Origin of the sequence: Paenibacillus sp. FSL k6-2145 (assembly GCF_037976585.1) — a bacterium.
GTDB lineage: Bacteria > Bacillota > Bacilli > Paenibacillales > Paenibacillaceae > Paenibacillus.
Genome location: NZ_CP150267.1, coordinates 2235085 through 2259368, shown reverse-complemented (window position 1 = coordinate 2259368; position 24284 = coordinate 2235085). Strand labels below are relative to the sequence as shown.

The window sequence follows — 24284 nt, the reverse complement described above, 5'->3', positions numbered from 1 at the left end:
CGACGAGTGTATTGTAACATTTACAGCAATGCTGCAAAAAGAAATTGATTAGTCCAACGACACTTACGTCGATGTACCTGACGTAGCTGTCTGTCTAGGTGAACGACGGGTTGTTGTTGTCCCGGAATTGCTTGTCGGGCTATTACCAGCCGAATCAAATGCCGCCAAAAACTCTGCATTTGTCTTGCTGTTACGAAGTTTTTTCAGGAATCCTTCAACAAAGTCATGGGAATCATTCATGTTTTTACGAATCGCCCAGATTGTATCCAACTCTTCCTTGCTGAGCAACACTTCTTCACGACGTGTACCGGAACGACGAATGTCGATTGCCGGGAATATGCGGCGCTCTGCCAGACGACGGTCCAGATGAAGCTCCATATTACCTGTACCCTTAAATTCTTCATAAATGACGTCATCCATACGTGATCCGGTATCAATTAATGCCGTTGCCAGGATGGTCAAGCTTCCGCCTTCTTCCACATTCCGGGCAGAACCGAAGAAACGTTTCGGACGATGGAACGCAGCTGGATCAATACCACCACTAAGTGTACGACCGGATGGTGGAATAACCAGGTTATATGCACGGGCAAGACGTGTAATGCTATCCAGCAGGATAACGACATCCTTTTTAGCCTCAACCAAACGAAGCGCACGTTCAAGCACCAATTCCGCCACCTTGATATGATTCTCAGGCAGTTCATCAAATGTTGAAGCCACAACTTCCCCTTTTACCGAACGCGACATATCCGTTACTTCCTCTGGACGTTCGTCAATCAACAGGACAAACAGTTCAATTTCAGGATTGTTAGTTGAGATGCTGTTGGCAATTTCTTTGAGGAGAAGCGTTTTACCCGCTTTGGGAGGTGCTACGATCAATCCGCGCTGTCCCAATCCTACCGGGGCGAGCACATCCATAATTCGTGTGGACAAATGGTTGGGGGATGTTTCGAGAACCAGTTTTTTCTGCGGATACAGTGGGGTTAGTGCCGGGAAGTGAAGTCGCTCTGCAGCCGCCGATGGATTCTCACCATTTACAGCGTTGACTTGCAACAAACCGAAGTATCTCTCGTTTTCCTTAGGCGTTCTACATTTACCTGATACGAGGTCACCTGTTCTTAGGTCAAACTTGCGAATCTGAGAAGCTGAGATGTAAATGTCCTCCGTACTTGGCAAGTAGTTAATCGGCCGAAGAAATCCGTAACCTTCAGGTAAGATCTCGAGTACGCCTTGCATGAACATCAGGCCGCTTTGTTCAGCTTGTGCACGTAGTATAGCAAAGATTAATTCTTTCTTTTTTAACGTACCATAGTAAGGTATCTGATATTTTTTGGCCAGTTTGTAGAGGTCCGTTAGTTTCATTTCTTCCAAATCGGAAATTTGTAGATCCATATAATAACCACCTATTCAATTAATAAGTCCGTGTGAAATGGATAGTTTCGCTAGATGTTCCGGCTATAGAGAGCGGCGTCTGCCACAATCCCTTCTGTCCATTGTACGGAATGTAACCGTTATAATGCAAATACTTGTCTTTGAGTGTAAGTTTCCGGGTGGGATGGCCAACATTCGGCCAGATCCGCTATTGAGTGAACGATGCATGGAGGCGATCAGTCCGGATAGACCGGCTATGGAGCGCAGTTCAAACAAAACCGGGGGTTGGGGATGAGAAATGATGTTCTTACAGCCATATGAAGTTTAATTCAAAAAAAGACCCTCCGGTAAAGGAAACAGAAACATTTCGTCTTATGCCGGAGAGACTGAGAACTCTATTAAAACAGGTTTACCTAATTATCAAAAAGATATGCAGTTCAGTTAAAATAAACATGTGTATGACTGAATCATGCATAATGCTTCCTATTAATCAGTTTCCCGCCATACATCGGCACCGAGCAGACGCAGATTAGTCACCAGATGATCATAACCGCGGTCAATATATTCGACCCCCGTCACTTCAGTCACACCTTCACTGACGGTGAGACCTGCAATCACCAGCGCTGCTCCAGCGCGAAGATCGGATGCTTTTACTTTGGCCGCGTTTAATGCACTGCCTTCAATAATCGCTGACCGTCCTTCTACTCGAATCTTTGCGCCCATCCGCACCAACTCAGGCACATGCTTGAATCGATTACTGTATACAAAGTCGCTCAGGACACTCACACCGGTTGCCTGTGTTAAAACACTGGTCATTGGTGACTGTAGATCCGTTGGGAAACCAGGATATACAAGTGCCTTCACATCCACGTGGTTATAACTTGGTTTACCAATGACACGTATACTTTCATCTAACTCTTCAATGCCAACACCCATCTCCAGCAGCTTTGCCGTTAAAGCCTCCAGATGTTTGGGAATCACATTGTCAATCAGAACATCTCCGCGCGTCGCCGCTGCAGCGATCATATACGTACCTGCTTGGATACGGTCCGGAATAATGGAATGACGGCAGCCTTTAAGCTCCGAGACCCCTTCAATACGGATCGTTTCGGTACCTGCACCCTTAATGCTGGCACCCATGGAATTCAGAAGTGTTGCTACATCTATAATCTCAGGCTCTTTAGCCGCGTTTTCGATAATTGTAGAGCCTTTGGCACGAGTAGCCGCCAGCATGATATTAATGGTTGCGCCGACACTGCTTACATCAAGATAGATCTTTGCTCCGCGTAGCTCTTTGGCATGCAAATGAATGGAGCCATGTTCGTTTGTTACGGTTGCGCCAAGCGCTTCAAAACCTTTGATATGTTGATCAATTGGACGAGGCTCAAAATTACAGCCCCCTGGTAAACCTATGGTCGCTTCTTTGAAACGCCCTAGCAATGCACCCATCATATAATACGAAGCGCGAAGCTTCTTCACGGGACCATTCGGCATAGGAATGGATTTGATGTCAGAAGGGTCAATCTTCATCTGACTGCCTTCCCAAGTCACACGTGCTCCGAGTTCCTCCAAAATTTCTGCATAAACCGCCACGTCACTCAAAAGCGGCAGGTTGTCCAACACGACTTCTGACTCGGCAAGCAATGCTGCAGGAATAAGCGCAATGGCGCTGTTCTTGGCGCCGCTTATAGTTACAGTTCCCTGTAACGGACGTCCGCCACTAATCATCAATTTTTCCATAAAGCTTAATGTCCCCCTACGTGTTTTGCAGCCGATGAACGGCAATACGTGCTGTTGGCTTCCGATGTAGAAATAAGGTGTGAAAATGGAAAGACACCGGCTAGGCGGTGTTTTTCCATTTCACAGTATGGAACTGGTAAAGTTAAATTACGCTTTGTTGTTAGAACCAAACTCGCGGATTTTACCTTTAACGGTTTCTTTGATTGCTTCACGGCCTGGTACGATGAATGTACGTGGATCGTAAGCATCTGGTTTAGCTGCAAGCACTTCACGAACCACTTTGGAGAAAGCAATTTGGTTCTCTGTGTTTACGTTGATTTTGGATGTACCCAGGGAAATGGCTTTGTCGATGTCGTGTTTAGGAATACCTGTACCACCGTGCAATACGAGTGGAACTTGTACCGCGTCACGAACTTCTTCCATTTCTTTGAAGCCCAGATTAGGCTCGCCATGGTAAGGACCGTGTACAGAACCAAGAGCAGGTGCCAATGTGTCGATACCTGTTTCTTTAACGATACGGATACACTCGTTCAGGTCAGCGTACATGATTCCGCCGATAACGTCGTCTTCTTGTCCGCCTACAGTACCTACTTCAGCTTCTACAGAAACGCCTTTAGCGTGTGCATATTCTACAACTTTTTTAGTCATTTCGATGTTTTCATCGATAGAGTGGTGGGAACCGTCGATCATAACGGATGTAAATCCAGCATCGATCGCTTCTTTACATTTGTCGAAGCTTGAACCGTGGTCCAGGTGAATAGCAACTGGTACGGAGATTTTCATGTCGTGAATGAGTCCTTCTACCATTTTAACTACAGTGTAGAAGCCGCCCATGTGACGCGCTGCGCCTTCGGATACGCCCAGGATTACTGGGGATTTTTCTTCTTCAGCAGCACCAAGAATCGCTTGAGTCCACTCAAGGTTATTGATGTTGTATTGACCAACTGCATATTTTCCTTCAAGTGCTTTGTTCAACATGTCTGTCATAGATACTAATGGCATGGTTTCAATCCTCCTAGGGGTTTGGGTTGTGTCTATGGTTTTTAGCCGAAATCACATACGGGCTTATTATACCACATCCCATGTCAAATACTAAACAAGCATTTGCAAAAATGCTGTGCTTTGCAGCACAGTTTTCATAGACACCGCTTTATAACTTGCCCATTTCCAATATTCCCCGGATGAAGGAGTGAAATACCCCATTTTCCCACCAAGTACTATCTATGTTCTCTACACGCAAAAAAATCCTGTATCAACAGGATTCAGCTGCATTTATTGGCAGTACCATTACGAAGTTGCATATTCACAGCCACTCGCATCTCGTCGATATCAAACGGTTTCGTAAAATGCATGAGCGCTCCGAGATCCGTGGCTTCCTTAATCATGTCCAGTTCACCATAAGCGGTCATCATGATCACCTTGATACCCGGATCAATTTCTTTAATATGCTTCAGGATTTCCAGACCGTCCATCCCAGGAATCTTCATATCGAGCAATACCAGGTCAGGCTTGTCATTATTCACAATCTCCAGAGCAACCTTGCCGTTGGGTGCTTGAAACGTGTTATACCCCTCACTGCTGAACACTTCCATTAACAGGATTCGAATACCATTCTGGTCATCAACAATCAAAACTTTTTTATCTTCCACTCTGTAACCTCCTAGAATTAGGAAAGCATGCACATCATCGAATCTGGATAACTATCCCATAGTCGTCATGATAAGTATTCTACCTCTTCCATTAAAATCCTGCTACCTTCACAAAATGACAAAAAGCATTTCCATCTGCTTTTTACACAAAAAAAAGGGATGTTCTGGCATCCGCTATGGTTGCCAGGAACATCCCCAATATCTATTACGTTAACACTAAAACCATGTATTACTTCTGCGCATTCTCCAGAGAAGCTTTTACAAACTCACGGAACAATGGTTGCGGACGGTTCGGACGGGAAGTGAATTCCGGATGGAATTGTACCGCCAGGAACCATGGGTGTCCTGGAAGTTCCACGATCTCAACCAGACGTCCATCCGGGGATGTACCCGAGATAACCAGTCCTGCTTTTTCGATCGTTTCACGGTATTCATTGTTGAACTCATACCGGTGACGGTGTCTCTCATACACCAGCTCGTCATCATAACAAGCCATCGCCAAAGAACCTTCCTGAAGCTTACAAGGATACAGACCCAGACGCATCGTGCCACCCAGATTCTCGATATCTTTTTGCTCAGGCAACAGATCGATCACAGGGAATTCGGTAGCCGGATTAATCTCGGAGCTGTTCGCACCATTCAAACCAACGATGGAACGTGCATATTCAATAACGGAAACCTGCATACCCAGGCAAATACCGAAGAACGGAATTTGTTTCTCACGAGCATAACGAATTGCCGATACTTTACCTTCAATACCACGATCTCCGAATCCACCAGGAACAAGGATACCGCCAATACCATGTAACAGGTCGCCTACATTCTCATCCGTAATATCTTCAGAAGGAACCCAGCGGATTTTCACATCAGCATTGGATGCAAATCCTGCATGAGACAACGACTCCACAACACTCAGGTATGCATCATGCAACGCTACATATTTACCAACAATAGCGATCTCAACTGTATGCTCCAACTTGTTGATCCGGTCAACCAGCCCTTCCCACTCGCTCATATCCGGTGCAGGAGTAGTCAGTTTCAGGTGATTTACCACGATCTCATCCAAGCCTTCTTCACGCAGGTTCAGAGGTACTTGATACAAGGTGTCTGCATCACGACATTCAACCACGGCATTCTCATCAATGTCGCAGAAGAGGGCGATCTTGGCTTTCATATCTTTAGACAATTCATACTCCGTACGGCATACAATCACATTCGGTTGAATACCAATGCTGCGTAATTCCTTAACACTATGTTGCGTTGGTTTTGTTTTCACTTCACCAGCTGCTTTGATATAAGGAATAAGTGTTACGTGGATGTACATCACATTGTCGCGACCTACATCACTCTTGATCTGACGGATAGCTTCCAGGAAAGGCAAACTCTCAATGTCGCCCACTGTTCCACCAATTTCCGTAATAACCACATCCGAACCCGCTTCACGTCCAGCGCGGAATACACGCTCTTTGATCTCGTTCGTAATGTGTGGAATAACTTGTACCGTTCCGCCCAGATATTCCCCGCGCCGCTCTTTGCTGATGACGGAAGAGTATACTTTACCAGTCGTGACGTTGCTGTTTTTGGAGAGATTGATATCAATAAAACGTTCATAGTGGCCAAGGTCCAGATCCGTTTCCGCGCCATCATCCGTTACAAAAACCTCGCCGTGCTGATAAGGACTCATTGTTCCCGGGTCGATGTTAATATATGGATCAAATTTCTGGATCGTTACCTTAAGCCCTCTGTTTTTCAGCAATCTGCCCAGAGAAGCAGCCGTAATCCCTTTGCCCAGGGAGGACACAACTCCGCCCGTCACGAAAATATACTTTGTCACTGTTATTACCCTCCTAATATAAGTACAGAAATTCAGGCGATATATGGTGTTATCGTAACCTGTTTCCCAGGTAATCATCGTTAAAAAGAGCAATGGCAGAAATTCCCTGCATCTGCGAACTGCTCTTTCTGCGAAGACGGTTTAAATACACGTTGTTCTACAGCAAAAAATGGTGCAAATATTCCGGTAGCCTTCATTCCATTTGGTGTTTTTGATATACAAAAACGGGCCACGAAATGTTGGCCGGGAGCATACGGAAAAGAAATCATTTTGCAAAATTATGCCTCTAAAAATACAAAAAAAAGTACTCCCGCAGGACGGGGCACCTTCTATAAAAAACATAAATATATTGTCGCTCATTCATAAGCCCATGCAATAGTTTACCCGTTACCCCGTCTGCTGTCAAGGCTGACTATTCCGGGGAAACGGGTAAATTATAGACGTCAAAAATGACTACCGATTATCAGAATCGTCGTCAAATTCATCCTCGTTTTCGGACTCTTCTTCGTCTTCTTCGAGGTCTTCATCTTCCAGATCGTCATCTTCAACCAGCACTTCTTCTTCGCTGTCTTCTTCGTCAAAGATGTCGTCTTCGTCTTCATCTTCTTCGTCTTCATCTTCGTCTTTATCCGGGCTGTCGAAGTCTTCATCGCTGTTATAGCTGTCTTCTTCTTCACCGAAGTCTTCATCTTCCAGATCATCGTCTTCATCGTTGATGATACGCGGACGCTTCGCACCCGTCATGGAATCTTCTGTTCCAGCTACCGGATACCAGCGCTTCAAGCCCCACAGACTTGTACCGACGCAAGCAAAACGGCCATCGATATTAATCTCGGTATATAGCTGGGCGATAAACTCGTTGATTTCTTCATCAGTCATTCCGCGCTGCTTCGCTACCTCATTCATCAAGTCACGATAGTAATACGGCGTATTAGCCGCTTTCAGCACCATAAAGGCAAGGTCCACCAAAGGGATCTCTTTTACCTTTTCTTTATCAATTTTCAAATTGAGCGAGGTACTCACTGCAGACACTTCCTCTCACACAAAATTCACTTTTTAACCCCTACGAACTGGACTGTTACGTATAACATATCCATTAACAAACCTAAGTAAAACCTATTTAGCGTTAAAAAGCAAGTTTTTATGTACGGATGTGACGCAAATGCGGAGAGCAGCAACAATATGTCCATATATTAAACGTGAAGTGACATCGAACCCACAAGAATATCCTCTTTGCCAAAGAGACAACTCCATAATAAAAAAGACGGAGTCCCCTCCGCCTTCTGACTGTATACCCTTGGAGGATTACTCCTCACCAGGTTCCCCGCAAGAGCCCTCTAGCTCTCCATCCATCATATGTCCCTGCGCCCGTTTTGACACGAAGAGAATGTGTTTTTGTAAAAAAAGGGCAAGTTCCCCATGCGGCGGGATGAGCGCATTCATAGAATACCTCAGCATGTTCATCCCGAAGGGGGCTGCCCATTATGGACTATACTGGTTTATTGCATCAATTGATTGACGGAATGCGACGCCCTGAACCAGAACAGGGAGGGCGATACTTGATCCGATTTGCCAAACCGCAGCAGTACGAGGCCTGTCTCGTAGAATTGTCTCGAATGCGGAATGAATTCACCGACCTTGGGGCTGTCCGTTCCTCGCGACTGGCTCGTTCCATTATCGCTCCAGTCCAACGCCCGGAGGACCTATACCGCTATGGGGATGAAATTACGATTGAAGCAGACGTACCTATCTCCCTTCATGCCACCGCACTCCACAGCAAACCGAGCAATGCTCAAGGCATACCTTGGGGAGTGAAGCAGATTCGGGCGCCCAAAGTATGGTCTGTGTCTACCGGACACCGGATTAAAATCGGTGTGATTGATACAGGTGCTGATTATCACCATCCTGATCTTCGTTATTCCCTGGCACGCGGAATCAATCTGTTAAACCGTAGCCTGCTTCCTCATGATGATAACGGACACGGTACCCACATTGCAGGGACTATCGCCGCAGCCAACAGCACCGCAGGCATGATTGGTGTAGCTCCACGCTCCCTGATCTATCCGGTGAAAGCATTTGACCACAACGGATCGGCATATGTGTCCGACATTGTACTTGGCATCGACTGGTGTGTACGTAACAAGGTCGATATCATCAATATGAGCTTTGGCATGAAAACACGCAGCAAGGCGCTTCTTGACGTTGTCAATCGTGCATACCATGCTGGAATCGTTATCGTTGCTTCGTCAGGGAATGACGGCAAACGCCGCAGCATTGATTATCCTGCACGGTATCCCCAGACCATATCTGTTGGGGCAACCGACAAAAACAGACGTATTGCGTCCTTCAGCAATCGAGGCGCATATGTGGATGTCTATGCACCCGGTGATAAAATCGTCTCCTCTTGGGTACAAGGCAAGCATCACGAGATGAGCGGCACATCCATGGCGACGTCCCATGTGAGTGGCGCTATCGCCTTGCTGCTCTCAAAACATCCGGGGTTGTCCCCGAGTGAAATCAAGACACTCGTCAAACGTGCTACGATCCCGCTGCGCGCCCGCAAGACCACCACCGCAAAAAGCAAGGTCCGCGGTGGTGAGATTGATGCCCTAAAGCTAATGCAGGAGGGCGGGGAGTGAGCCAGCTCTGCAAGCGGACAGCAGAACATGATTGAGGCTCGTGGCGAAACGCAGTAGCCCGACCCAGGCAGTACGCATGAGGGAGTATTACGTAGCGGCTGAGACACTAGGTTACGCCCGCTGTGATGTAAGGGCAGGCTGGTGTACCTTGGACCAGGCATTTCGTTTTCTTCAGCTCCGGGTACACAACAAAAAAAGTCTCCATGTACCACGTTGAAGATACTCAACGTGGACATGGAGACTTTTTGCCTTAGGCAGAGCTGCGGTAGGCCGCGAGCCTGGAATTTACATTTTGTCAGGAGCTGTTACGCCTACCAGACGAAGTGCCGTTGCGATAACGGTACGCACAGCACCGATCAGTGCCAGACGTGCTTGAGTTTGCTGCGCGTCTTCCGTAATAACACGTTCTGCACGGTAGTAGCTGTGGAACAGGGATGCCAGCTCGTATACATAACGGATGATACGATGTGGCGCATATCCTGTTGCTGCTGCCGAGATTTCCTCAGGCAGCTCTCCCATTTTGCGGAGAAGGTCATACTCGTGCTCTGTTGTCAGCTTGGACAGGTCAATCTGTGCCAGTGGCAGCAGTTCAATACCTTGTTCTTCAGCCTGACGGTATACGCTGCATACACGTGCATGCGCGTATTGCACGTAGAATACCGGATTCTCATTGGATGTCGAAATCGCAAGGTCCATGTCAAAGTCCAGATGGGAGTCCATGCTGCGCATTGTGAAGAAGTAACGGATGGCATCAATGCCGACTTCATCCATTAGGTCTTCCATTGTTACAGCTTTACCTGTACGCTTGGACATCTTCACTTTTTCACCGTTCTGGAACAAGCTCACCATCTGTGCAATCAAGACCACCAGTTTCTCAGGGTCATTACCCAGTGCTTGCATCGCGGCTTTCATCCGTGGAATATATCCATGGTGATCGGCACCCCAGATGTTAATCATCGTGTCGTATCCACGAGCATATTTGTCGCGGTGATAAGCAATATCTGGCGTCAGGTAAGTATAGGTGCCATCGTTCTTGATCAATACACGTTCTTTGTCGTCACCATACTGCATCGTTTTCAACCAAGTTGCCCCATCTTGCTCATAGATTTCATTGCGGTCACGCAATTCATCAAGTACTCGCAGAACTTCTCCATTGTCATACAGGGAAGTTTCGCTGAACCAGATATCAAAGTTAACACGGAAGCGATTCAAGTCACGTTTGATCTTGTCCAGTTCCTTCTCCAGGCCGAAGTCACGGAAATAAGCCGCACGGTCACCCGGATGCATGGACAGCAATTCGTCACCCTTTTCAGCAACAAGCTGCTTGGCGAATCCTTTAATATCTTCACCGTGATAACCATCTTCAGGCATCTCAGCATCCTGACCCAGCTCTTGCAGATAACGAGCTTCAATGGAACGAGCCAGATTAAACACCTGATTACCTGCATCATTAATGTAGTATTCACGGGTTACATCATATCCTGCGTAATCAAGGATGTTACATAGCGCATCACCTACAGCTGCTCCACGGGCATGGCCCAGATGCAGGCTGCCTGTCGGGTTGGCACTGACAAACTCCATCTCGACTTTGCGTCCTTCTCCGATGTTAATTCTTCCGTAATCTTTACCCTGCTCCTGCACAAGCGCAAGTACTGGATAAAGGTAACTCTTGTCCAATTTGAAGTTAATGAATCCTGGGCCCGCAATCTCAGCCTTCTCGATTCCGGCTTCAGCGAGATTCAGATTGGCAATGATCTCTTCAGCAATCTGACGCGGATTGCGCTTGGCAATCTTGGTCAGCTGCATGGCAGCATTGGTCGCCAAGTCCCCGTGTGACTTCTCACGCGGCACTTCCAATGTGATGGCTGGCAATTCGTCCTGCGTAACAATTCCGGCCGCCACAATGGCGTTGCCGATGGCCGTACTTACCCGTTCGTTAATCGTATCTAGTGGATTACGTGTCATGAAATTGGTTCCTCCTGTATATGCAAACTAATCGCGAAATGTCCGGATTCTTCATCAAAGCGGTAAAAGTCGTAGCTCCACGCTGCGCGTGCGCTCAATCCCTGAATGGAAAGTTCCAGCTTCTGTGTATGCGTGGACAGGGCAAACGACATGTATGGTGATCGGTAGAAACCAGGAAGCTTCCGATTCAACTCAAAAGTCTGCTCCGATTCCACCTCACCATGACGTATAATCTTGATGGATTGTCCGCCCAGCTTCAATGTTGTACGGGTTGTACCTCCCTCAGGTCCAACCTGCGGTTCTTCATAACGAACATAAAGAACAGACCCTTTTAACACGGCTTCACCCTGCATTTCCTGCAGCACATCTTCACCTTCATAACGGCTGTGCAGCCGGATGTGTACCGGTCGCATGTTCGACATGAATGTTAACCTCCATTATATTCGAGGCGACGCAAAATCAGGCACGGCTGGTGAGAACAGCCCTTCCCGTATTGTTGTGTCGCTATACGCGCTCATATTCCCGGATAGCTCGCTATCCTACACTCTACTGTATAACTATATCCAGTTCCCTCGCTCAATTCAAATCCAAATTCAGAGTTTTTTCCTCATCAAGCCAAAAAAGAAGAGCCGCACCTGTAAAGTGCAACTCCCTTTTGCTTCATTATAATAAGATTCGTTCATCCGATCAGGCCCATTGCGATTCATAAGGAAAAGGACATGTCGACTCACTCAGCTTCGCTCGCACCTGTACGAGACAACCACAATGCCGACAAGTTGTGCCATATTGCAACCCCGGACAAGCAGAGCAGATGGATAGCCGACGTTCATATTCCTCATCCTGTACCGTCTCACGCGAGCGTGAGGCAATCTCCACAAGTCTGGCCATTTTGGCATCGCTAATCTTCACATCGTACTGATCATTACAGCCCTTGCAAGGTTCCTGCCTTTTCATCATTAACCCTCGACAGCGATGACCCCAACCGATGCTGGAGGAAGAACAAAACGCAAAGTGTTATTCTCCAGTGTGAGTCCCTCCCACGCCGCAGGCTGAACATGATTCGGCTGTTCAAAGGTATTGAATGCACCAAAATTAGTATGGTGCAGAATCTGCCCGGTTACTTTAGCCGCTTGAGCTGCGTCCAGCTGACACACAACTTCCAACTCATCGGTGTGACTCAGATTACAAGCTGTCACATGAATGACCCCATCCTTGTTACGGGAGGCTGACAAGCTGAGCTGAGGAATGGTGTCTTCTCCGAAGGTGTATCCAGGGCTTTCATAATTCAAATCCAGTCGCTGCGCATCCATATGAACCTGATACATATCAAATACATGATACGTAGGTGTCAGGAGCATTTTATCCCCTTCCGTGAGAACAAGTGATTGAAGCACGTTGACGATCTGTGCAAGATTCGCCATGTGTACCCGTTTATTATGTTGGTTGAAAATATTCAGGTTAACGCCTGCAAGCACAGCGTCCCGCATCGTATTTTGTTGATACAGGAATCCTGGATTGGTTCCCGGCTCAACGTTATACCACGTACCCCATTCATCCACAATAATGCCGACTCTGCCCTCTGGATCATATTTGTCCATGATTTCAGAGTGTTTCACCAGCAACTCTTCCATATGTAGCGTCTTTTTCAAGGTAGTGAACCATTCAGCCTCACCAAATCCTGTGGCTGCGCCTTTATCATTCCACTCTCCTGTAGGGATGGTGTAATAATGAAGACTAATCCCATCCATAAAGCGAGCAGCCTCCCGCATCAGGACTTCCATCCATTCATAGTTGCCTTCGTTGGGTCCACAAGCGATTTTATAAATCTCGTTCCCGGAATAGTTACGTACATATGTAGCATACCGGCGATATTCATCCGCATAATATTCAGGACGCATATTGCCGCCGCATCCCCAGTTCTCATTTCCCACGCCAAAATACTTCATTTTCCACGGTTCTTCCCTACCGTTACTCTTACGCCAGTTCGCCATCGGGGATTCGCCGTCAAACGTGATGTACTCCACCCATTCCTGCATCTCCTGCACTGTACCGCTACCCAGGTTGCCACTAATATATGGCTCCGTGCCGAGCAACTCACATAATCTCAAGAATTCATGCGTGCCAAAGTGATTGTTCTCTTCCACTCCGCCCCAATGTGTATTGATCATACGAGCACGCTCACTCTTCGGACCTACACCATCTTTCCAGTGATATTCATCGGCAAAACAACCGCCTGGCCAGCGAAGTACTGGAATATTAAGCTTCTGCAAGGCCGTTAATACATCATTTCGAATCCCATCCGTATTCGGAATAGGTGAATCTTCCCCTACCCACAGCCCCTCATAAATACAACGTCCCAAGTGTTCGGAAAAGTGACCATATATATTGCGATTTATTAATCCTTGATCTGAATCCGCCTTTAAAATAACATCAACCATGATTTCAACCCCCATAAATTATATTGTTATCGCTTACAATAACTCGTTTTAGAGTAGGTTTCAACCGTTTTTATTTCTAGACAAACAAGCCTCTTCCTGTGTAATTGATTAGGAAAAGGCCTGTTTGTTATAGAAATTCATGCAGAGACTTACCAAATTGATTTTTATTCATTTCTAATTTGGATTTGCCGGGTTATTATTTCAGAATAACAGGCTACTTAATCCTGATCTGAAGGCAACAACATTTTTTGTGTCCACGTCGTTCCACCATCTATAGTCTGATAGATCGCAGGAGAGTTATCACTTGTTACTACGAGCCAACCCGTCTTGGCCGATGGGAACGAGATACGGGAACTGTACCCCGGATCTTTCAGGTCAATATTTTTCCACGTGGAACCTGTATCATAAGAACGTCCAATACCCACTTTGCCAGCTGCGGGTGAACCTGCAGACAGATAAGCCGTCTGATTGCCAATCAACGCCATGTTGCCGGGATGACCGCCCGGGTTGGCTGGTCCGTTTCCTTTGCCTGTACTATTTGTACCTGGTGCAGGACCTCCCCCTGCTGTGGATTGCGCAAATACTTGGGTCCAGTTCTTGCCTTGATTACCGCTCGCATAGAGGGAGTAGGATTGTTGGGCCATGCCTGCATCACCATACAGAAGGGCCCATACTTGCTGGCCATGTGCATACAGATCTGCTCCGCTCCATGTGTCTGAGACAACTCGAAGAGAGGTGGTCCAGTTTTTGCCGCCATCACTCGTTTGCTTCAGATGGTATCCCGATCCAGGTACAACCACGACGGCATACCCTTGTTTCTCTGTTGCAAAGGCAGCTGCACGCGTGTTGGCAGGTGTATTCATTTTACTCCAGGTTACCCCGCCATCCTTCGTCTGATATGCACCATTATAGGTGTAACCATAACCTACATCTTTATTGCGAAAATCGATTCGCTTGAATTGAATGCCCGGCGTATCAAGCCGCGTCCAGTGCGATCCCCCATCTTTGGTACGGATCAGATAGGTAGCAGGTGAATCCTTGACTCGCGCCAGCGCATATCCGTTCACATTATTCGGAAAATCAAGCTGTGTGAATTGCCACTGCCCGGTATATATGGACTGCCACGTACATCCTGCATTCGAGGTGCCGATCAGGAAGCCCTCACCCCCAGCTCGTCCAGTCGTATCATTAAGAAAATCAATGTCAGTAAATTGCAGGTGTTGTTCTTCCACACCGCTGCCCTTTTTCAATGTAGCAGATAGTCCATAATCTCCCTTTCCACATGCCTGTGAGGCGGCGTTAGCACCTGATAGCGTATGTACCGGACCCATCCCCCAAGCCAGCGTTAACGATAATGCGAGTGCACCAATCCGTTTCCATGTCATTGTACTCTTGGTTGTCATCGTAACACCTCCTTCTATGGTTTTACCCAAATATGATGGTTCTAACGTAACAATCTGATTAACCCCGATGACAATTCCGCAAGATAAAAACCACCTTTACCCATGATTGGATCATGTAGGCAAGGGTGGTTCATCACCAAACATTGTGTACTCTAAGTTAAATGGGATACGTCACAACAGCAAGGATAACAAAACTGATACTTAATAAAAGGCATAAACTAAAATATATTTTGTTGTATTTATATTCTCGAATACTATATGCAGCAAAAAGCATGGCCAGATCAGCCACCATCAAAGTGAAGTTGAGAAATATCGTCACTGCTAATACAAAATTGATGACAAACAATATAAAAACTGCAGTTAGCCATCTGGGATACATACTCAATTGAGTCCGAATCACACGCATTCACATTCACCTTCCTCTATTTCCATATTATACACAAATATTAAGATAGAGTCATACCAAGGCACGATATCTGCGTAAGAGGAGAGTCCATACAAACACATGAAATAAATGGTAGAGAAAGGGGAACATACGTGCTATAATTCATGTTATGGACTTTTGAATATCGGTGGATGTTTTCCAGACCACGGCGCAGCTTCCCGAAGGGGGTGACGTCGATGGTCAAACTTGTGGCGTTGCTTGATGTAATCCGATGGATTGCTGCGACCCTCAGTATTGTACTGAGTGGGCGAAAGCTTTACCGTTGGTTGCGCAAAAAGTTTCGTAGCAAGCGAAAACCCACCTCATAAGGTTGGACGCCTGACGGTGGGTTTCGCTTGAATAGCATTATTTAGTTCATGCGCGCCGTGGCAATCCACAGCCTTTCGGGTCCTAAGAGTCTTTACCGTTGACGCGGTGAAGACTCTTTTTTAGTATATGACCGAACCCGATCACCATATACTTCACGAATGTAATATATCAATTAATATACTACTGAATACTTATGTAGTCAGTATAGCACAGCTCTGCATAAAAGTTAAATTAAGTTAATTTAGCTCAACTAAATTTAACTTCGTTATTTGTTTGGCAGCATAATTTTGGCTCTATCATCCAGTCCGTTCCTTAAGCTGGAATAGTTGAGGACACAGGGATAAACGTTAGTAATAAAAAACGCCCTCCCCTGCGCAAAGTTGAACCCGCGCAGACAGAGAGCGTTATACTTATCGATTATTCTGTGATTATTTCACGAATCCAAGCAGCATTTCACGGATCAGCTTCGCAGCTACAATCTGTGTCTGTTGTGTTGGATCATAGATTGGTGCAACTTCAACCAAGTCACAACCAACTACATTTACATCAGATCCTGCAATCATATGAATGGCTTCCAGCAGTTCCTTGGACGTAATGCCGCCCGCTTCTGCTGTACCTGTTCCTGGTGCTGCTGACGGATCAAGCACATCGATGTCGATGGTCACATACACCGGACGGTTTCCCATCTTGGGAAGAGCTTCCTTCATCGGAGCCGCCACTTCAAATGGATAGAAGTTGATGTTCTCGCGACCGTACTGGAACTCCTCACGGGAACCGGAACGGATACCGAACTGATAGATGTTTTGGCCACCCATCAACTCAGCTGCTTTACGCACTGGTGTGGAGTGGGACAATGGCTCGCCTTCATAGTTTTCACGAAGGTCAGCGTGTGCATCAATATGAATCAGGATAAGATCCGGGTATTTCTTGTACATCTGTTGGATGACTGGCCAAGTAACCAGATGCTCTCCACCGAGACCAACTGGGAATTTGTCGTCAGCGAGCAGACTGCCGATGTATTCATGGATTACCTCAAGGCTGCGTCCCGCGTTACCGAAAGGCAAGAGCAGGTCTCCAGCGTCAAAGTATGTCATGTCTACAATACTTTTGTCGAGATATGGGCTGTACTCTTCAAGTCCAACCGATGCCTGACGGATATGAGATGGGCCGAAACGGGAACCCGGACGGAAGCTGACGGTGTAATCCATCGGCATGCCATAGATAACCGCTTTGGAGTTCTCATAATCCTCAGAGCTGCAAATAAATACGTTTCCTGAATAAGCTTGATCCAGTTTCATTAATGATTTCCCCTTTTATTTCGTTAAATCTTCCACGAATTTAGGAAGTACAAATGCTGCTTTGTGCAGACGCGGAGAGTAATACTTGGTATCCATCTCCGGGATTTGAGTCTCATCCACTTCGAGCGGGTCATGTTTCTTGCTACCCATGGTGAATGTCCACAAACCACTTGGATAGGTTGGAATATTACAGCCGTACACATGTACGATCGGGAAGATTTCTTTGACGTCTTTGTTCACCTTCTGGATCAGATCTGCCTTGAACCAAGGGTTGTCCGTTTGGGCAACGAAGATTCCGTCTTCTTTGAGCGCTTCGTAGATGCCTTGGTAGAAACCACGCTCAAACAATGGAGCAGCCGGGCCTACAGGCTCCGTGGAGTCTACGATAATCACATCGTATTCATTTTTATGTTCAATAATATGCATGTAGCCGTCGTTTACAAGCACTTCAACATTAGGCTCGTCCAACTTGCCGGCGATTTCAGGCAAATATTTTTTAGAGTATTCAATGACTTTACCGTCAATTTCGACGAGAACTGCTTTTTCTACAGCAGCATGTTTAATGACTTCACGAATGACTCCGCCATCGCCGCCACCGACAACCAGAACTTTTTTCGGATTCGGGTGAGTGTTCAGCGCAGGGTGTGCCGCCATTTCGTGATATACGAATTCGTCTTTTACAGTCGTCATCACCATGCCATCAAGAAGCAACATGTTACCGAATTCTTCGGTCTCTACCATGGCCAAATCTTGAAAATCCGTTTTCTCTGTAACATAGGTCTGCTTAATCTTCGCGGTGATCCCGAATACCGGGGTCTGTTTCTCCGTAAACCACAATTCCATAATCTCTACCTTCTTTCCGTAAAGTTAATGATCAGCCATACCCGAACAAGTGCTGTGCACTATAATCGGTTCGCCCAAGCACGTCCAGCGTTCGGCGCCATATCGCGTTATAATTGCTGGCCTGCGGGAAAGGTCCGTGGTTCACTTCATTATATAGATTAAATTGACCAGAGCGTGCAGAGCGTCTGACTAATCAATGAATCAATTACCATTCGTCTGTTCGTCCTTACGCGCTTTAGTATCTTGTGCCGAATCTTACCTTTTCATTACCCTTTTGCATTATACGCGATTGACGTTTATACTGCAAAACGGTTTTCAAGGCGAAAATGCTACATTTTGTTTGCTTATGCACCCGATTGAATATCCCTGCCAATCAAGTCCCATACTGGAAGAAAAGAGAGGAGCCCGTTCCATGACCAAGCCAAATCAAAAGACCCGCAAACGCGGGTTCCGTGTACGAAAATTGTTTAAAAACCTGTCTCTGCTCGCCGTGCTCGCCATACTTGCTACCGCTGCAGGATTGGTCTATCTATACGCAACCAGCCTGCCCCTAGCAGACTCTGATCGGAATTCCAGATTACTGGACAGTCAAGGTGAAGTCATCGCTACCTTCTCCGCAGGTGGCAAAGACTCTGTACCCGTTCAACTGGAAGATATCGCTCCAGATCTGGTCAATGCCACTCTGGCTGTAGAGGACCGCAAATTCTATAATCACTACGGTTTTGACGTTCAAGGGATGGGACGAGCTGTGCTCGTTAACCTGGAACATATGCAGATGTCGCAGGGCGCGAGTACATTGACTCAACAGCTGGCGCGTAACCTGTATCTATCTCATGAGAAAACATGGACTCGCAAAGCCAAGGAAGCCATGTACACGGCGCAATTGGAGATGAAATATAGCAAAGATGAAATTTTGCAGATGTATCTGAATGAAATCTATTATGGGCATGGTGCGTACGGAATCGAAGCAGCTTCGCGAATGTATTTTGGCAAATCAGCCAAACAGCTGGATCTCGCAGAGAGCGCCATGCTGGCAGGAATTCCAAAAGGACCGACCTACTACTCACCCTATAATCATATGAAGAATGCCAAAGACCGACAGAAGATTGTGCTGAATGCCATGGCTGATATCGGCAAGATCACCCAGGCCGAAGCAGATAAAGCTTATGAGAAAATGCTTACGTTCAAACCGGAAAGTGAGCGTAAAACGGTGGAAAGTGCACCGTATTTCCGCGATTATATCCGTAATCTGGCCATCAAAGAACTGGGAATCAGTGAAGCGATGCTGGATCATGGGGGATTGAATATCTACACCACCCTGGATCTGCGTGTGCAAAAAGCAGCTGAAGACGCCATAGCCAAGGGTATGGATGCCAAAAGCGAGCTGGAGACGGCCCTCGTGTCCATCGACCCTCGTACAGGCTACATCAAAGCCATGGTAGGCGGCAAGAATTATCGCACCAATCAGATTAACCATGTACTGGCGACAACGCGCCAGCCAGGTTCGGCGTTTAAACCCATTATGTATCTGGCAGCCCTGGAATCCAAGCAGCTCACCAGTGCATCCATATTTAACAGTGAACCTACCCTGTTTCACTATGACAATGACCGCAAAACCTATAAACCCGGCAACTTTGGAGACAAGTATCTGGGTGAGATTGATCTAAGACAGGCGATCGCCGCTTCAGACAATATCTATGCGGTGAACACCATTATGCAGATCGGTCCTGAGCAGGTTGTGAGTATGGCAAAAAACCTTGGCATTACAAGCAACCTGAGTGCCGTACCTTCTCTTGCACTGGGAACGTCACCTGTCAGCCCGCTGGAGATGGCGTCGGCCTTTTCCGTCATTGCTGCTGGTGGACAACGGACGCCACCTGTCGCCATTCTGCAAGTAACAGATGCCGCAGGACGTGTACTCTATGAATCGCCACAGACGAAGGCTGAGACCGTGGTGGAACCTGCAGCAGCTTATGTCCTGACTCGTTTGATGGAAAGCGTCTTCGAAAATGGGGGAACGGGTAACCGGGTATCTGCCGCGATCAAACGTCCGGTTGCCGGAAAGACGGGAACGACCAATACGGATGCCTGGCTCGTTGGATTCACACCGGAGCTCTCCACCGCGGTATGGGTTGGGTACGACCAAGGCAAAGCCATCTCAACTTCGGATGGCCGCCGGGCGGCTCCGATCTTTGCCCAGTTCACAGAGCAGGCACTTGCGAGCGTACCACCCAAAATTTTCACCGTGCCTGATCATGTCGTAAGTGTCTATATCGACCCGGAATCCGGCAAGCTGGCAGGCAACGGTTGTGAAGAGAAACGGCTGGAAGTTTTTATTGATGGTACTGAACCGACTGAGGTATGTCATGGTACGACGGATGATTCGGATTCTGGAGAAGATGATAAGACTCGTCAGGTACAGAATCAACAAGGCATACAGGAAGAGAAACATTCCTGGTGGGGAGATTTCAAACGTTGGTGGGTAGAATGACGCAAATGCGCGATGACTTAGTTGCGTCACCTTTAACCGCTGGTTATATTGGACATTTGAAATATTCACTTCGGATGAAAACTCATATTTATTCAGATCAATGAATACTGTTGATACACAAGCAAAAGACCCCCAGCCGAACTTTCCGGTCAAGGGGCCTTTTGCTTTTTTTCTTTTATACTTTGTTGAAAATGATCTGCCTTAGGCGAGTGCTTCCTTCAATACATCTGGAGAAGCATTCCACCAGTCTTCGTTGTGTGAGATCAGCAGTGTCTTAAGTGCAGCTCGAGCTTCAGGTCCAAGCTCATCCAGCATGAAGCGACGCTTCAAGGCATAATCCATGCGATTCACATGTTCCGCCAGCAGTTTCCATCCACGTCTTGCTTCCGTATCAATCCACATCTCACATGCCGTTGCTCCACCATACAGTTGGCCTTCCTCCGTGCGATCGACAGCTACCCACACCAGCCATACCTGGCGTCCGTTGGGCACATCTTCACGATTGGTAGAGAACTTGATATTGCGTTCCACTTTGCTTTTCGCATGCATCGCACCGATATCGATTTTGGCTTCGCCATTATCAATAATGACCGGGGAAAGGTTATTCAGATCAATGGAGCCTGCACCGAAGCCTTTATGCTTGCTTTTTGCACTAACGATATTCAAGGCAATCTGTTTTTTGCCGTTTTGCTCGTTTTGGTCCATGTTTATAGCCTCCAAGGGTTGATACAAATATTTTAACTAATAATTGTCCCATTGCAAACATATACATGCTGTAGATGCTTGTCAACGGGAGGTATTTAACGATGATTCCACGACGCGCCAAGAGCTGGCTCACTGCATCCCTGGCCCTGTGTGTACTTGCCGGAGGGATATGGATCACTCTGGGTTATAATCGCTCAACTCATTCAGAATTGCCAGTACTCGCCCCCGAATCGGGCAAGCCCAAGGCAATAGCTCCAACCCCAGCACCTCCAGAAAGTGTACAGACCCCTACAGCCGAAGTGTACAGCAACCGTGTTGTGGAATATCACATGGATGTGAAGCTGGTCGAAGGAAACGTATTGGAAGGGACTCAGACGATCACCTGGACTCATCCAGGCAAAAAAACCGTCAGCGAGCTTTACTTTCATATGTACCCCAACGCCTTCTCTTCTGCTGACACCACCTTTATGAAGGAATCCGGTGGAAAGCTTCGGGGTGATGTCATGCCTACCAATGGTTATGGCTCCATGAACATTACCGAAATGAAAACGGAGGACGGGCTCTCTCTGCTGCACCGGATGCAGTATGTGCAACCAGATGACGGAAATATCAAGGACACCACCCTCATTAAAGTACGTTTACCCAAACCGGTCAAAGGCGGGGAAAGTATTACACTCCACACCCGATTCGAAGTGAATCTGCCAAAGATTTTTGCCCGGATGGGAACTGCTGATGATTTTGTCATGGCTGGTCAATGGTTTCCCAAATTAAGTGCCTATGAACCTGTGGGCAGGCGTGGACGAACAACGGAAGGCTGGAATCTGCACCAATACCATGGCAATTCAGAGTTTTACGCCGACTTCGGTATATATAGTGTGCGTATTCGGGTGCCTGAAACATACAAAGTTGCTGCTACCGGATTTCCGACGCAACAAGCCGTGGTGAAGAACGGAGAAAAGGTCTATCAATTCTATGCCGATGATGTGCATGATTTCGCCTGGGCAGCTTCACCGGATTTTGTCTACGCCGAGGAACCCTTCTCTGCACCCAATGTGCCTGGTGTACGAATCAAGTTATATTTGGACCCTGCTCATCAGGATCTGAAAGAACGTTATTTCTACGCCGCGAAGGCCGCACTAGCCAATTATAGCAAATGGTTTGGCCCATATCCTTACGCAACCTTATCCATCGTAGTTCCACCCAAAGCGGGGAACGGTGCTGGAGGTATGGAATACCCTACGCTAGTTACGGCCTTTGGAGCCGATGATACTACCCCAGGTTATGACCTGGAACGTACCGTAGTCCACGAGATCGGACACCAGTACTTCTACGGCATGGTTGCCAGCAACGAATTCGAGGAAGCCTGGCTGGATGAGGGGTTCACCTCTTATGCAGAAGACAAACTGATGGAGCAGGAATACGGATTGATTCCGAATCTGCCGGTACAATCGGGACTGGTTACGTCTCCGTCATCCTTAACACAAGAATCTTGGAAGTTTGATTCACAGAATGAGTATGCAGCCAATGTCTATACACGTGGCAAGCTTGTATTGCTTGGGATCGAACATCAAGTCGGGGCGAAAACGATGGAACGCATTCTCTCTACCTATGTGAAGAAGTACCGCTTCAAACATCCCACTTCGGCTGATTTTCAGAACGTTGTGGAACAAGTGACCCGCACTTCCTGGTCTGATTATTTTGATCAATATGTCTATGGTAACGGGATGGCTGACTTTGCTGTAGAGAAGATTCGTGTTACGCCCGTACAGAAAGACGGTCAAACATTGTACGAGTCATCCGTGACGATCGCAAAAAAAGGGAGTGATTACAACGCCGTTCCTGTTCGCATTGCTTTTGAAGACGGACATATCCTCACCAAGCAATGGAATGGCAAAGAAGATCGCATCACCTATAAATTAACTCACACATCCCCCGTATCCTGGGCCATGACCGATCCCCTGTACTCGATCGTGCTGGAGAACCGCCATATGAACAATTTCCTGAAATCCGGACTGGATGAGCGGACGAAGTCCCGCTGGAGCATGAGTGTAACCAAACTAATAGAAGCCATATTCGGAGGTCTGTCATGGTGAGGTGGAAACGGTGAAAGCAAAAATACGTGAAGGCTGGTTTCTCGTCCGTCAGCATATGTTCATTGCCGCACTCTTATTTCTATATCAGCTCATTTGGGGATATTTCTTCTATCGAATGGTACAATCGGCGGTCATCCCCCTACTCCTGCGCTATCCAGATTCTGATGCCGGGGAGCTGAGTACACTTTTGTTTAAAATGGAAAGTCAACTTAACCTGTCTACTCATCCGGAGGTTCATCGTTATCTGTGGATTCTAGGGGGCATGCTGCTGGTTCGCATGTTGATCAGCCCCCTCATTCAGGCAGGACTGCTCTACTCACTTCAGCACTTTAATTCTACAGAAGAGCGCATCCCCTTTGTCCGCGGAATCAAAAATCTGTGGAAACCGATGCTGCTGCTCCACACCATACGTACTTTATTGATACTTCTGCCCGCCTACTGGCTCTTACCGAAGCTCTACTCGATTCTCATGGACGGATTTCATTCCCTTCAATTACTTTTGCCTAGTATACCTTATGTTGCTGCCTGGATTGTATATGGTTGGATCATCCACCATGCCATACTCTACATGCAGTTCGGTGTGTCGGCACCAGAAGGAGAAGGCGGGGCTCACGGTATTCTCAAAGCACTCTGGATTGCACTGCGTCATCTCATCGCTGTAATCGGCATTGCACTCCTGCTGGGCGGAGTACACCTGCTCGTCTTTGGGTCATTCACTTCAGCCTCATGGTTATTAACGGGACTTACCGGACTTATACTACAACAGACGTATCCACTTGCTAGATGTCTATTAAGTCTGTGGAAAATATGCAGCCATTTCCGATTATGGCAGTCCAAAATATCCAAAGGTGAGAGCAGATAGTTTAAAAATTGTTACCATCGTATGTTAAACTCACGGCCTAATATGTACTTATAAATAGGCAAACCTCAACCTTTCCCCGTCAAAGGTCGAGGTTTTTTTTGCTAAATTTGTTGCTAAACGTTGCCAAAGCCGTACTCCTCTGTTACAATAATCGCAGTGAGTTTTTAGTAACAACTTTGTAATCTTTACATTCATATTTGTA

At 46.9% G+C, this 24284-nt stretch carries 19 protein-coding genes; 5 read left to right on the top strand and 14 right to left on the bottom strand.

Features of this window, described 5'->3' with window-relative positions; all coding sequences use genetic code 11:
- Positions 1 to 63: 63 nt before the first annotated feature.
- The 6 genes from rho to rpoE form a co-directional block, all read right to left on the bottom strand.
- Positions 64 to 1389, bottom strand: coding sequence for a transcription termination factor Rho (gene rho, locus NZ043_RS09935; RefSeq protein WP_036607258.1), 1326 nt, complete (start codon positions 1387 to 1389; stop codon positions 64 to 66).
- A gap of 465 nt (positions 1390 to 1854) precedes the next feature.
- Positions 1855 to 3108 carry a UDP-N-acetylglucosamine 1-carboxyvinyltransferase gene (locus NZ043_RS09930; RefSeq protein ID WP_017691290.1) on the bottom strand — a complete coding sequence of 418 codons (1254 nt, stop codon included), beginning with the start codon at positions 3106 to 3108 and terminating at the stop codon, positions 1855 to 1857.
- Between the two features lie 147 nt (positions 3109 to 3255).
- Positions 3256 to 4110, bottom strand: a complete 855-nt coding sequence (gene fba / locus NZ043_RS09925; RefSeq protein ID WP_133387525.1) for a class II fructose-1,6-bisphosphate aldolase — start codon at positions 4108 to 4110, stop codon at positions 3256 to 3258.
- A 260-nt stretch (positions 4111 to 4370) separates the two neighbouring features.
- A complete protein-coding gene (locus tag NZ043_RS09920; RefSeq protein ID WP_017691292.1) occupies positions 4371 to 4757 on the bottom strand; it encodes a response regulator in 387 nt (128 codons plus the stop codon).
- 229 nt (positions 4758 to 4986) lie between these two features.
- Positions 4987 to 6591 carry a CTP synthase gene (locus NZ043_RS09915; protein WP_076217010.1) on the bottom strand — a complete coding sequence of 535 codons (1605 nt, stop codon included), beginning with the start codon at positions 6589 to 6591 and terminating at the stop codon, positions 4987 to 4989.
- A gap of 453 nt (positions 6592 to 7044) precedes the next feature.
- Complete coding sequence (gene rpoE / locus NZ043_RS09910) at positions 7045 to 7614, bottom strand: DNA-directed RNA polymerase subunit delta (protein ID WP_091039194.1); 570 nt, start codon at positions 7612 to 7614, stop codon at positions 7045 to 7047.
- A gap of 461 nt (positions 7615 to 8075) precedes the next feature.
- Between rpoE and NZ043_RS09905 the strand changes: the two genes are divergently transcribed.
- Positions 8076 to 9230: a S8 family peptidase gene (locus tag NZ043_RS09905; protein WP_017691297.1), complete on the top strand. Its 1155-nt coding sequence runs from the start codon at positions 8076 to 8078 to the stop codon at positions 9228 to 9230.
- 285 nt (positions 9231 to 9515) lie between these two features.
- Here NZ043_RS09905 and argS read toward each other — a convergent pair whose 3' ends face one another.
- From argS to NZ043_RS09880, 5 genes are all read right to left on the bottom strand, one after another.
- Positions 9516 to 11195: an arginine--tRNA ligase gene (gene argS / locus NZ043_RS09900; protein WP_133387526.1), complete on the bottom strand. Its 1680-nt coding sequence runs from the start codon at positions 11193 to 11195 to the stop codon at positions 9516 to 9518.
- Positions 11192 to 11617: a DUF1934 domain-containing protein gene (locus tag NZ043_RS09895; RefSeq protein ID WP_017691299.1), complete on the bottom strand. Its 426-nt coding sequence runs from the start codon at positions 11615 to 11617 to the stop codon at positions 11192 to 11194. The genes argS and NZ043_RS09895 overlap by 4 nt, the downstream gene beginning before the upstream one ends.
- Positions 11618 to 11882: 265 nt before the next feature.
- A complete protein-coding gene (locus tag NZ043_RS09890) occupies positions 11883 to 12152 on the bottom strand; it encodes a DUF6171 family protein (RefSeq protein WP_339311624.1) in 270 nt (89 codons plus the stop codon).
- A complete protein-coding gene (locus tag NZ043_RS09885; RefSeq protein WP_133387528.1) occupies positions 12152 to 13633 on the bottom strand; it encodes an alpha-N-arabinofuranosidase in 1482 nt (493 codons plus the stop codon). The genes NZ043_RS09890 and NZ043_RS09885 overlap by 1 nt, the downstream gene beginning before the upstream one ends.
- A gap of 218 nt (positions 13634 to 13851) precedes the next feature.
- The gene (locus NZ043_RS09880; RefSeq protein WP_133387529.1) at positions 13852 to 15036 is read right to left on the bottom strand and encodes a hypothetical protein; all 1185 of its coding nucleotides are present in this window, start codon (positions 15034 to 15036) and stop codon (positions 13852 to 13854) included.
- 621 nt (positions 15037 to 15657) lie between these two features.
- Between NZ043_RS09880 and NZ043_RS09875 the strand changes: the two genes are divergently transcribed.
- Positions 15658 to 15789 (top strand): hypothetical protein, encoded by a 132-nt coding sequence (locus NZ043_RS09875; RefSeq protein ID WP_256332466.1) that lies wholly within the window; start codon positions 15658 to 15660, stop codon positions 15787 to 15789.
- Between the two features lie 429 nt (positions 15790 to 16218).
- Here the strand turns inward: NZ043_RS09875 and speB are convergent, their stop codons facing one another.
- Entirely contained in the window at positions 16219 to 17088 is an 870-nt protein-coding gene (gene speB / locus NZ043_RS09870; protein ID WP_017691305.1) for an agmatinase, read from the bottom strand.
- Positions 17089 to 17103: 15 nt separating this feature from the next.
- Positions 17104 to 17931 (bottom strand): polyamine aminopropyltransferase, encoded by an 828-nt coding sequence (gene speE, locus NZ043_RS09865; RefSeq protein ID WP_017691306.1) that lies wholly within the window; start codon positions 17929 to 17931, stop codon positions 17104 to 17106.
- 412 nt (positions 17932 to 18343) lie between these two features.
- Between speE and NZ043_RS09860 the strand changes: the two genes are divergently transcribed.
- Positions 18344 to 20422, top strand: a complete 2079-nt coding sequence (locus NZ043_RS09860; protein WP_133387530.1) for a PBP1A family penicillin-binding protein — start codon at positions 18344 to 18346, stop codon at positions 20420 to 20422.
- A gap of 201 nt (positions 20423 to 20623) precedes the next feature.
- Here NZ043_RS09860 and NZ043_RS09855 read toward each other — a convergent pair whose 3' ends face one another.
- On the bottom strand, positions 20624 to 21127 hold the full coding sequence (locus NZ043_RS09855; RefSeq protein WP_091039209.1) for a YwhD family protein: 504 nt from the start codon (positions 21125 to 21127) through the stop codon (positions 20624 to 20626).
- A 101-nt stretch (positions 21128 to 21228) separates the two neighbouring features.
- Here NZ043_RS09855 and NZ043_RS09850 point away from each other — a divergent pair, with 101 nt between their 5' ends.
- Positions 21229 to 23220 (top strand): M1 family metallopeptidase, encoded by a 1992-nt coding sequence (locus NZ043_RS09850; RefSeq protein WP_249913821.1) that lies wholly within the window; start codon positions 21229 to 21231, stop codon positions 23218 to 23220.
- Between the two features lie 10 nt (positions 23221 to 23230).
- Complete coding sequence (locus NZ043_RS09845) at positions 23231 to 24082, top strand: hypothetical protein (RefSeq protein WP_133387532.1); 852 nt, start codon at positions 23231 to 23233, stop codon at positions 24080 to 24082.
- Positions 24083 to 24284 lie beyond the last annotated feature (202 nt).

Coding starts and splice junctions, on each gene's coding strand:
- rho (WP_036607258.1), bottom strand. CDS start 1,389: ATGGATCTACAAATTTCCGATTTGGAAGAAATGAAACTAACGGACCTC.
- NZ043_RS09930 (WP_017691290.1), bottom strand. CDS start 3,108: ATGGAAAAATTGATGATTAGTGGCGGACGTCCGTTACAGGGAACTGTA.
- fba (WP_133387525.1), bottom strand. CDS start 4,110: ATGCCATTAGTATCTATGACAGACATGTTGAACAAAGCACTTGAAGGA.
- NZ043_RS09905 (WP_017691297.1), top strand. CDS start 8,076: ATGGACTATACTGGTTTATTGCATCAATTGATTGACGGAATGCGACGC.
- argS (WP_133387526.1), bottom strand. CDS start 11,195: ATGACACGTAATCCACTAGATACGATTAACGAACGGGTAAGTACGGCC.
- NZ043_RS09895 (WP_017691299.1), bottom strand. CDS start 11,617: ATGTCGAACATGCGACCGGTACACATCCGGCTGCACAGCCGTTATGAA.
- NZ043_RS09890 (WP_339311624.1), bottom strand. CDS start 12,152: ATGATGAAAAGGCAGGAACCTTGCAAGGGCTGTAATGATCAGTACGAT.
- NZ043_RS09885 (WP_133387528.1), bottom strand. CDS start 13,633: ATGGTTGATGTTATTTTAAAGGCGGATTCAGATCAAGGATTAATAAAT.
- NZ043_RS09880 (WP_133387529.1), bottom strand. CDS start 15,036: ATGACAACCAAGAGTACAATGACATGGAAACGGATTGGTGCACTCGCA.
- NZ043_RS09875 (WP_256332466.1), top strand. CDS start 15,658: ATGGTCAAACTTGTGGCGTTGCTTGATGTAATCCGATGGATTGCTGCG.
- speB (WP_017691305.1), bottom strand. CDS start 17,088: ATGAAACTGGATCAAGCTTATTCAGGAAACGTATTTATTTGCAGCTCT.
- speE (WP_017691306.1), bottom strand. CDS start 17,931: ATGGAATTGTGGTTTACGGAGAAACAGACCCCGGTATTCGGGATCACC.
- NZ043_RS09860 (WP_133387530.1), top strand. CDS start 18,344: ATGACCAAGCCAAATCAAAAGACCCGCAAACGCGGGTTCCGTGTACGA.
- NZ043_RS09855 (WP_091039209.1), bottom strand. CDS start 21,127: ATGGACCAAAACGAGCAAAACGGCAAAAAACAGATTGCCTTGAATATC.
- NZ043_RS09850 (WP_249913821.1), top strand. CDS start 21,229: ATGATTCCACGACGCGCCAAGAGCTGGCTCACTGCATCCCTGGCCCTG.